The sequence below is a fragment of the Anaerozeibacter quisquiliarum genome (assembly GCF_051162045.1).
GTDB lineage: Bacteria > Bacillota > Clostridia > Christensenellales > Aristaeellaceae > Anaerozeibacter > Anaerozeibacter quisquiliarum.
Window position 1 is genome coordinate 26,276 of sequence record NZ_JBISDI010000039.1, and the last position, 10,221, is coordinate 36,496.

The window sequence follows — 10,221 nt, forward strand, 5'->3', positions numbered from 1 at the left end:
AATCAATCCTCCCCGCGCTGCCAGCGGGCGTACAGATCGGCGATCACGCGCTCGATCGGCGCGCGCTCGATCTCGACGTCGATCACGCGGGGCAGAGCCGCCAACGCGCAAAACAGCTCGGACGGCGGGCAGCAACGCGCGTCGTATTCGTATTCATACCGGTCGCCCTCGCGCGCGACCAGGCGGGCGCCCGGGACGCGGGGCGCTTCGCCCGCCGCGCGCACACGCAGCACGCGCACATCCCCCGCAAGCCGCATGAGCGCCTCGTGGTCGCCGTCGAAGGCCAGCGTGCCTCGGTTGATTAAGATCAACCGGCGCGCCATCTCGGAAAGGTCGTCCATGTCGTGCGAGGTGACCAGAATCGTCACGCCCCGCTCTGCGTTCAGGACCTTCAGGAACGCCATCATCTGCCGTTTGGCGAGCACGTCCAGCCCCAGCGTCGGCTCGTCCAGCAGCAGAAGTTCCGGCGCGTGCAGCAGCGTCAGCGCCAGGTTGGCGCGCATCCGCTGGCCGAGCGACAGCTCGCGCGCGAAGCTTGACCAGAAATCATCAAGCCCCAAGAGCTCCCTGAGCATCGACGTTTGCTCCGCGTACACCGCGTCCGACACGTCCCAGACCTCCTTCTTCCATTCGAACGAGGCGCGCACCGGGTGGTCCCACCACAGCTCGCTGCGGTTGCCGAACAGCACGCCGGTTTTCCGCATCAGCGCGATGCGGTCCTCGGCGGGCGACAGCCCGAGCACCCTTACGCCGCCCGACTGGGGCAGCAACATGCCGGCGATCAGCTTGAACGTGGTCGACTTGCCCGCGCCGTTGGGCCCGGCGTAGGCGCAGAACTCCCCACGCCGGATCGAAAAGGACACGTTCTCGAGCGCATGGACGCGCACGCGCTCCCGTCTAAAGAGGGACTCCAGTTTGTTCTGATCGAAGTACTTAGAAACCGACCGAAGTTCAACCGCGGTGTCCGAGGTCGCGGTAGCGGCTCGAGCCGTATACTGCATAGTGTTTCAATCCCTTCTTGAAAAAGTAGGTGGCGGCCGCCATGAACGCCGCGGCCACGGCGATCGGGAGCGCCGGCGCGGGCCCTCGGCCCAGTTTGCCGAGCAGCACGAGCGAGGGCAGGTAGGCTGCCAGCGCGGCCGGGCATGCGGTCATCATCAGCGCCGTCGCCCATGCGGGCAGGCCCGCGATCGGATACCGGCCCAGCAGGTTATTCAGGTCGATTACCTGCGCGGATATCTCCTCGCAGGCGACCGGCTTGTAGAACGCCGCCGCACCGTACAGGTAGCCCTGGCCGATCTTGAAAAGCGCGTGGCAGGCCATGTAGAGCAGCAGCGCCAGCAGCCATGCGGGCGTAACGGCCAGTCCCAACCGCGCGCAGGCAATCCAGGTGACCGCGAGGCCCGTTATGAACCCGCCCGAGCCCGACGCCGGCATGAACCCCTCGGCCAGCAGCTGCATCCACAGCGGCAGCGGCTGGATCAGCATATGGTCAAGCTGCCCGCGCGCCACGCGGCGGCTGATACATAGCGCGTTGCCGCCGCCGAACATCATATTGGTAAAGCCGCTCGCCAGCTCGAAGAAGCCCAGCATGAACAGCACCTCGTCCGTATGAAGCCCGCCGACGCCGCCGAACCGCGCCGCGAGCAGCCCCACCCCCGCCGCGGACGCAACGCCGGCCACCAGCTCCGCCGCCATGACGAGCGCGGCGGCCGCCCTGTCCTGCAACACCCAATAAAGGTCCAGTCGGGCGTACAGCCCGTACAGCCGAAGCAGCTTGCGCGCCTTATCCGCCATAGGACACCATCCTCTCCCTCGAGCGCCGGAAGCACCACGCCGCCAGCGGCCAGAGCAGCGCATTCCACAGAACCTGGGCGGCGAGCAGCCGGCCCGCATCGCCAAGCCCCGTGTACAGCGCAAGCGGCGCGCCCGCGAGCGTGCCCAGCGGCGACATCTCGAGCCATCGACCGATCTGGAGCGGCAGCACGGAGAACGGGATCAGCGCGCCGGTGAGCAGCGCCGTCAGCGACTCGCGCAGGCTGTGTACCGGCCAGGACAGGCTTCGCAGGCGGATCATCAGCGCGGCGAACAGCAGATCCACCGCGAATCCCTGCGAAACCGACAAGAGCAGCGAGGGCAGGAAGGCCCAGCCCGCCGGCCGCATATCAACCCCTAAGAGCGCGGCCACGACCAGCACGGGCGCGGACAGCAGCGAAAGCCGCAGCACCCAGCCGCCCAGCGTGTGCGCGATCAACTGCCCGACCACCGAAGCCGGGCGCAAATACAGGGAAAGCATCGTGCCGTCGTGCAGCCAGCCCCCAGCGGGCGTGCGTACGTCGAGCATGGGTCCAAGCGCGGTCGAGAGCACCGTGTAGACGTATAGCTGATTGAGCGTCATGTCCCCCAAGTCCGCGCCCGAAAGGCTCAGCGCGCGCCAAATCATCAGCAGCGCCCCCATCGCCGCCGCCCGCATTACGTACTGCCCGAAAAGCTCGCTGAGTCCGAAGTAGCCCTTTTCGATCAGGCACATGAGCGATGTGGCAAGGTATCGTTTCATGGTTCATCCCCTCGATTTTGAGTGTAATCCGTTTCCAAAACGCAAAAAAGCGGCGGCCCTTCAGGGCCGCCGCGCAGAAAAACTACCTAGGCGCGCGCGGTGCCAAAAAAGGGCATAGCTGTCCCTGCATGCGCAAAAGCGTTGAACATGCCGCGCACGAACCGAACGATATGCCGCATGAGTTCGTCCACAGTCGCCATCCCCTTTCTCGGAATTTGGTTCATCTTATCACAGCCCGGGACAGGTGTCAATCGATTTTTCCGTAAGTACCCGGCCGGTCAGCCCGACATTTTGCTTGAGCCGCGCGTCGTCCGGCGCGTAAGCGAGCGCGGCGCGGGGGGGCCGCAGGGTCAAGGCGGGCCGCAACGATCACGTCGGGGGCGGCAACCAACAACTTCCTTACCATGGCCGTACTCGTGGTTCGGGAGATTCATAGCATCGAACCGGTCAAACATTATACAAGGCTCCTTTGCCGCGATTTGTCTGCGAAGATGGTTCGCGGCATACTATGTGCGCAACTGCGCCGCGGTGAGATGTGCCTACGGCGCGCGATACCCAACGGCATCATTCACGCATTCATGATGGAGACTGTTATGTAATATCACAGCGCATTTCACTTGCCCGCAGTGCAAATCATACTGTGGTTTGTCGCCCTCCTTCGCCGGGCAGGCAATCCATTGCATGTTGGAAGAAGGTGATCCTGTGAAGGTGATACGCGGTCACGGCGGATCCGGCGTCGGCCACCCGGCCAGGGTCGGCTGTTCGTGCGGCCGATCGGGGCCGGACTGCGCTCAACCCTACGCCGAACGCTTCCCCAAATTACACACCGGCCGCGCCTGTTCGCCGGATTCCTCGTACCAAGGTGAACCCGACTGGGGCCGCATCCCTGCCAGATGGAAGCCGAACGGCCCCGAGGACCATCCCGGCCCGCCAGGCCCCGAAGGGCCCGAGGGGCCGAGGGGTGAGCGCGGCTATCCCGGACCGCCGGGCCCGTCGGGGCCGGTCGGGCCCGGCGGTTCGCAAATGGTCGGCGCGCAGTACGCGCTGTACCTGCCCGAGTCCGGTCGATCGCGCCGCCTGCCCTCGGGCGCGTCGATCGGCTTCAACGCGGAGGTAAAGGACGCGGCGCCCTTCATCGAGCTCGACCGCGCGTCGGGCCGCGTGACCCTGCGCAAGGCGGGCCAATACGCGGTCGGCTTTACGCTGTTTCTCTCGGACGTCGTGCGCGGGGACGAGGCGACGTTGACGCTGAAACTGGATGACGAGCCGCGCGTTGCCCACGCGCTGTGGGTCACCGGCGCCGCGCCGCACAGCTTCACGGACATTGTGACCGTCTCGCGTGTGCCCGCCGCGCTGTCGGTCGTCAACAGCGGTCCCGAGCTCTGCTTCCACCCGTGTGCGCGGGAGATTGCCAGCCTGACCATCTGGGGCGTCATCTGACGCGCAACGGGGACGGACAATCACAGGCCGCCCCTGCGAGGGCACGAGGAACCGTCGCGATCCCTCGACCCCCGTAGGGGCGACCTGTGTATCAAGCTCGAACCCGTATGGCCTACAGCGCAAGCTTCTTGCGCAAGACCACCCCATTTTATCCCCTGACAAGCTTTTGCATTTAACCCGGCTCGTTTACAATAGACAACAACACACGCACGGGAGGACACCGCATGAGCGCGCGCACGCTGCCCTACGACGCAGTCATCTTTGATCTGGACGGCACGCTGACCGATTCGGAACCTGGCATCGTGAATTGCGTCCAATATGCATTAGACAAGTTTGGCATTCGAGACCTGAACCCCGAGCAACTGCGCGCCTACATCGGGCCGCCGCTGAACCCGGCCTTTCAGCAACTCGCCGGGCTCTCGCCCGAAGACGCCGAACGCGCCGTGCTCTACTACCGCGAGCGCTACAACGTGCGCGGCTTCCTCGAAAACCGCGTGTTCGAGGGCATCCCCGCGCTGCTCAAAACCCTCAAGGCGCGCGGCGCCTACCTGGCGCTGGCCACCGCCAAGCCCCACCCGGTCGTGGACATGGTGCTCGAGGCGTTCGACCTTGCGAAGTACTTCGACCGCATCATGGCCCCCGGCGGCGAGCACGGTCTGCACGACAAGGCGTCGCTCGTGCGCGCGGCGCTGCCGTCCCTCTGCCGCCGCGCCTGCATGGTGGGTGACAGGCTGTTCGACGTCGAAGGCGCGCACGCGAGCGGCATAGACGCCGTCGGCGCGGGCTACGGCTACGGCGGGCGCGAGGAGCTCGAGCGTGCCGGCGCGACCGTCGTCGCGGGCAGCGTCGCGGAGCTCACGCGGTTGCTGCTGGCCGGCGAGGCGACCTTGCCCGGCGTGTTCATCTCGATCGAGGGGTCCGACGGCTGCGGCAAGTCCACGCAGCACGCGCTGCTCGCCCAGTGGCTCAAGGACTGCGGCCACGCGCTGGCGATCACGCGCGAGCCGGGCGGCTGCCCGATCGCCGAGCGCATCCGCGCGGTGGTGCTGGACGCGCGCGAGCAGGGCATGTCCGACATGTGCGAGGCGATGCTGTTTGCGGCCTCACGCGCGCAGCACGTGCGCGAGGTGATCCGCCCCGCGCTTCAGCGCGGCGCGCATGTGCTGTGCGACCGGTTCGTCGATTCGAGCATCGCCTATCAGGGCATCGGTCGGGGGCTCGGCGCGGAGCTGGTGCGCTCGATCAACGCGCCCGCGGTGGACGGCGTGATGCCGAACTTGACGCTGCTGCTCGACATCGATCCCGACTGCGCGCTGCGCCGCCGCGTGGCCGCCGATTCGCCCGACCGGATCGAGGTCGCCGGCAGCGGATTCGCGCGCCGCGTACACGAGGGCTATCTCGACCTGGCGGCCCGCGAGCGCAAGCGGTTTCAAATCATCGACGCGAACGGCGCACCCGAGGCAGTGTTCGCACGCCTCAAGCGCGCGGTGTCCAAAGTAGTTTAGCCACACCCCAGTCACGCCCGATTAAGGAGGCATCGACCCATGGAAGACCATCGCAACCTATGCATGTACTGCTTCGGGCCGCTCGACGAGCGCGGCGCGTGCCCTGCCTGCCACAAGGATCCGCTCGCGCCGGTGCCCGAGGGGCATCTCGCGCCCGGTTCGGTGCTCCGGGGGCGCTTTGTGATCGGCCGCGCGCTGGGCCAGGACGCCGGCGGGATCGTCTACACCGCGCTCGATCAGAAGACCGGCGCGCCGCTGCGCGTGCGCGAGCTGTTCCCGCGCGGCGCGGTCAGACGAAGGGCGGACGGCGCGGTCGAGCTGCTGCCCGGCGGCGAGGCCGCCTTCGAGCGGGCGCTCGCCCAGATGCGCGACGCCGGCGACGGGCAGCGCAGGCGCGCGTTCTTTGAGGACAACGGCACCGGTTACCTGGCGCAGCGCCCGGCGGCGGGCGCGGTCGGCCAGCCCGGCGAGGAGGACGACGTGCCCCCCCGCAAGCTTACGCGCCAGATGGCGATCATGGGCGGCGTGGTGGGCGCGGCGGTGCTGATCGTAATCGTCATTGTGCTCAACCTCGGTCGCGGCGCGACCGACCGCACCGCGGACGGCAACCTCGACGACGGTCGCTGGACCGCGCCCACCGCCACACCCGCTGCCGGCGAGGCCACCGATCCCGACGGACTGCCGATCACCGATCCGGGTACGCTGGATTGGCGCAACGAAGAAGGCGTCGAGGACGCGGGCGGCGAAGCGCCCGATCCCGGCGAGGAAGCGGAAGAAGACGAATGGTGGCCGACCTGGGAAGAGGTGCAGCGCCCCACGCCCCGCGACGAGGAAGACGACTGGGAGGAGCCCGCGCCCACGCCGATCAACAACTACCGCAAGGCCTCGCGCGAGCAGATCGCGGGCCTGCAGTGGCGGCTGATCGAGCTCGGCTGGCTGCCCGCCAACCGGCCCACCGGCAAGTACGACGCGGCCACCGAGCAGGCGGTCCGCGATTTCCAGGTCCACCTCAACAAGGCCTACAACTTGAACTTAAAGGCGGACGGCACCGCCGGGACAAAGACCATCCAATGGCTGAACGACGAGGACGCGCCGATCAGGCCGGGCAATACGCCGGTGCCGGTACCCACCGCGAGGCCGAAGCCCACCCCGAAGCCGACGCCCCGCCCCACGCCCACGCCCGACCCCTGGGTCGATCCCTACCCGACGCCCGGCCCGACGCCCAAGCCGACGCCGGTTCCGAAACCCGTGCCCACGCCGATGCCCGAGCCGACGCCGGAGCCCACCGAGGCGCCCACGCCGGAACCGGAGATCACGCCGGAGCCGGAGATCACGCCGGAACCGGAGATCACGCCGGAACCGGAGATCACGCCGGAACCGGAGATCACGCCGGAGCCGGAGATCACGCCGGAGCCGGAGATCACGCCGGAGCCGGAGATCACACCGGAGCCGGAGATCACGCCGGAGCCGGAGATCACGCCGGAACCGGAGATCACGCCGGAACCGGAGATCACGCCGGAGCCGGAGATCACACCGGAGCCGGAGATCACGCCGGAACCGGAGATCACACCGGAGCCGGAGATCACACCGGAGCCGGAGATCACACCGGAGCCGGAGATCACGCCGGAGCCGGAGATCACGCCGGAGCCGGAGATCACACCGGAACCGGAGATCACGCCGGAACCGGAACCCGAACCCACCGCGCCCGTGCTGCCGGAAGGCATCACCGTGGAGATGATCCGGCAGAAGCTGTTCGACGAAGGCTACCTGACCGACATCCTGGACGACGTCGGCTACGCGCAGGCCTTGTTGGACTACCAATTTGCGAACGCCCTCGAGCAAACCGGCCAGCCCGATCAACCCACGCTCGAGTTGATGTTCCCGGAGCTTACGACGCGCTGACGCGCGGGGCCTCGAAATCTTTCCGCCCGGCTTATTGGCAGCTTCGCTGCCGGCCGGGCGGAAATCTTTAGAGGCCGGTGGGGTATGGGGCCGCCTGCCGTCGGGCAAACGTGTCATGCGGGCGGCCCTCCCATTCCCCTCCCTGGAGGGGTGCCCGCAGGCGGGGTGGTAACCCCCGCGGGGCGTAACCCCAAGCCTCCGTACCTGCTTTCCCGAGCCCTGCCGACAGGCTCACCACCCCGTCGCTCCGCGCCACCCCTCCGAGGAGGGGAATGGCCACCTATTCCCCTCCCAGGAGGGGTGCCCGCAGGCGGGGTGGTAGCCCCCGCGGGGCGTAACCCAAACCTCCGTACCTGCTTTTCGAGCCCTGCCGACAGGCTCACCACCCCGTCGCTCCGCGCCACCCCTCCAGGGAGGGGAATGGCTACCTTCCTATTCCCCTCCTCGGAGGGTTCCTTTTATCACTGCGTCATTTGGGGCAGGATGCATGGAGTGCTTCACCATGCAATCCTTCTTTGGACAATATCTTCTCAAACTGCTCTACCGCTTCAATGTCCTTTTGCAAGGCCTTTCGCCCCTCGTCTGCGAGGATCTTCCGGGCGGCGGGGTCGCGGAATCTTTCATACCCTTTTTCATCAAAGGAGAAGCCCTGTGCCCATAGGAAGCCACCGTATTTTGAACAATCGTCAAGCGCAGCTGCGGCGATGTTCAGTTCATCACGCCATTCGGGGAAGCGCTCGGCAAGCGAGCGGTAGTAGGGCAGTGCCCCGCTGCGGCCCCATATTTGGCATAATCCGTCGCAGTAGATGCCCATTCTTCCGTCTCGTCCTACCTCTTCTAGCGATAGCGTAGAAAAATCGCTGAACTCCAAATCATGCAGATATGCTTCCCACGCGGCGAACCCGACGTTCATGCCGTTTATTTTATCTGTCCTGCGGGCGCGGCTGACGATTAGCCTCAATAAGTCGAGGAATCGTTCCCGTTCGGGAGCAGGCCCGGATTTATCTTTTAATAGGATATACTCTGATACACTATCTTCCCAATTTTCGCGAGTGGCCGTCTCAGATCGTTTGTCGTCATTTTCGCCGTCGATTCCAACCCTGCTCACGATGATACTCCCATCGTTTTCATATCCAATCACTACATTTTGTCTGTGTGAGTTCATACGGCACACAACGGGGTACCCCTTGTCGATCGATTCAACAAAATCACGCCTGATTTGCTCATGATCGGTATTGAGTGGTTTCCCGTCGCCGTCGCGTAAAATGCTGATGTATCTGGCATCCCATCCAAATGTTTTGAATAATCGTATACTTGATTCAAAGGGTGTTTGGTCTATACTATCCATGACCTCATACCCATGACGCCACGCTCCAGGCTTCCAGACGAAACGGTTTGCCATACCGCTGTATGCGGCTAGCTCCGCCTTACTCATTTTTTCGCCCGCACCGGTAAAAGTCGCATCCAAAAGGTCGAAAACATAATCTACTTCGCTACCATAGCAGTCAATGTCAGGGATATTCGGAATGATTTTTCTTCTCATGCCAAATCCTCCCTTAATATATACTTTTACCGAGAGCGGACAAAAAAATTTCAGGTTTTGGCTCGATCTCTTCACGGATGCGGGCGTAATCCCGTGAAATCGGGTAAACGCTTTTGTAAAGCTTTCCGGCGAATCATAGCCGTATTTCAGGGCGACATCGATTACTTTAGGTTGCGTATTTTTAAGTTCCTCCCCTGCAAGCGTCAATCGCCTGTTCCTTATATACTCGCTTACGGAAAGTCCCGTCACGATATGAAATGTTCTTTGGAAATAATCAGGCGAAGAATGAACATGTTTCGATACATCGTCAGCGCTGATATTTTCCAGAAGATTATTTTCAATAAAGTTTATCGAATTTTGAATATCATTGATCCAGTTCATCGTACCACCCCATAGAGATTATATATTCTTTTGTGATATTTGTCTTGACTTTTTCCGGTTTTATTTGTCCTTATCCTTTTCGGAATGCCTCCGTTGCTGGAGCATTGGTTATTTCCCCCTTAAGGGCCCTTAACCTTATAACACCAGCTCCGGTAGAAACCCGCCGCGCCGCTGATTGTGCCATCAGCATAATACACGCACAGATCACAATGCTTTCCGCAGGCTAAATATCCCCCGTGTCATTTGGGAATAGAACAGCAACCATCTGCTCAAGGCGCGTGGTAGGCTGGGCGGTGAGCCGGGCCATCGACCGGAATCTGGCCATCGCAGCGCTCGAAAACGCTGTGAAGAACCGCAGGCCAGGACGAGGGTTTATCTTCCATACCGACCGGGGAAGCCAGTACGCCTCCGCAGATTTCCGCAGCACCTTGGCCAAGTATGGTGGCCTTCAGAGCATGAGCGGCCCCGGCAGCCCTTACGACAACGCCTGCGCGGAGAGCTTCTTCCGTTCGCTGAAGGTGGAATGCGTGGATGCGACGCATTTCGCCACTCGCACGCAGGCGCCTCTAAGAAATCGTCGAGTACATGCTGTTCTACAACCTCAAACCCCCGCGGGGCGTAACCCAAACCTCCGTACCTGCTTTTCGAGCCCTGCCGGCAGGCTCACCACCCCGTCGCTCCGCGCCACCCCTCCGGGGAGGGGAATGGCTGCCTTCCTATTCCCCTCCCTGGAGGGGTGCCCGCAGGCGGGGTGGTGGCCCCCGCGGGGCGTAACCCAAGCCTCCGTGCCTGCTTTCCCGAGCCCTGCCGACAGGCTCACCACCCCGTCGCTCCGCGCCACCCCTCCCTGGAGGGGTGCCCGCAGGCGGGGTGGTGGCCCCCGCGGGGCGTAA

Annotated in this window: 8 protein-coding genes; 4 read left to right on the forward strand and 4 right to left on the reverse strand. The window is 64.1% G+C overall.

Annotated elements, in window-relative coordinates; genetic code table 11:
* Positions 1–2: 2 nt before the first annotated feature.
* Genes ACH6CV_RS14950 through ACH6CV_RS14960 form a run of 3 tightly spaced genes read right to left on the reverse strand, consistent with a single transcriptional unit; the run spans position 3 to position 2,557 of the window.
* Positions 3–1,001, reverse strand: a complete 999-nt coding sequence (locus tag ACH6CV_RS14950; RefSeq protein WP_456359014.1) for an ABC transporter ATP-binding protein — start codon at positions 999–1,001, stop codon at positions 3–5.
* Positions 952–1,797, reverse strand: coding sequence for an ABC-2 family transporter protein (locus ACH6CV_RS14955; protein WP_456359015.1), 846 nt, complete (start codon positions 1,795–1,797; stop codon positions 952–954). The genes ACH6CV_RS14950 and ACH6CV_RS14955 overlap by 50 nt, the downstream gene beginning before the upstream one ends.
* Complete coding sequence (locus ACH6CV_RS14960) at positions 1,787–2,557, reverse strand: ABC-2 family transporter protein (protein WP_456359016.1); 771 nt, start codon at positions 2,555–2,557, stop codon at positions 1,787–1,789. The genes ACH6CV_RS14955 and ACH6CV_RS14960 overlap by 11 nt, the downstream gene beginning before the upstream one ends.
* A 1,023-nt stretch (positions 2,558–3,580) precedes the next feature.
* Between ACH6CV_RS14960 and ACH6CV_RS14965 the strand changes: the two genes are divergently transcribed.
* From ACH6CV_RS14965 to ACH6CV_RS14975, 3 genes are all read left to right on the forward strand, one after another.
* Positions 3,581–3,997, forward strand: a complete 417-nt coding sequence (locus ACH6CV_RS14965; RefSeq protein ID WP_456359017.1) for a hypothetical protein — start codon at positions 3,581–3,583, stop codon at positions 3,995–3,997.
* Positions 3,998–4,221: 224 nt separating this feature from the next.
* Positions 4,222–5,502, forward strand: a complete 1,281-nt coding sequence (tmk, locus tag ACH6CV_RS14970) for a dTMP kinase (protein ID WP_456359018.1) — start codon at positions 4,222–4,224, stop codon at positions 5,500–5,502.
* 39 nt (positions 5,503–5,541) lie between these two features.
* Positions 5,542–7,404, forward strand: a complete 1,863-nt coding sequence (locus ACH6CV_RS14975) for a peptidoglycan-binding domain-containing protein (RefSeq protein WP_456359019.1) — start codon at positions 5,542–5,544, stop codon at positions 7,402–7,404.
* 469 nt (positions 7,405–7,873) lie between these two features.
* Here ACH6CV_RS14975 and ACH6CV_RS14980 read toward each other — a convergent pair whose 3' ends face one another.
* Positions 7,874–9,328 carry a helix-turn-helix transcriptional regulator gene (locus ACH6CV_RS14980; protein ID WP_456359020.1) on the reverse strand — a complete coding sequence of 485 codons (1,455 nt, stop codon included), beginning with the start codon at positions 9,326–9,328 and terminating at the stop codon, positions 7,874–7,876.
* A gap of 278 nt (positions 9,329–9,606) precedes the next feature.
* On the opposite strand from ACH6CV_RS14980, the gene ACH6CV_RS14985 reads away from it, so the two are divergent.
* The gene (locus ACH6CV_RS14985) at positions 9,607–10,221 is read left to right on the forward strand and encodes a transposase (protein WP_456359021.1); all 615 of its coding nucleotides are present in this window, start codon (positions 9,607–9,609) and stop codon (positions 10,219–10,221) included.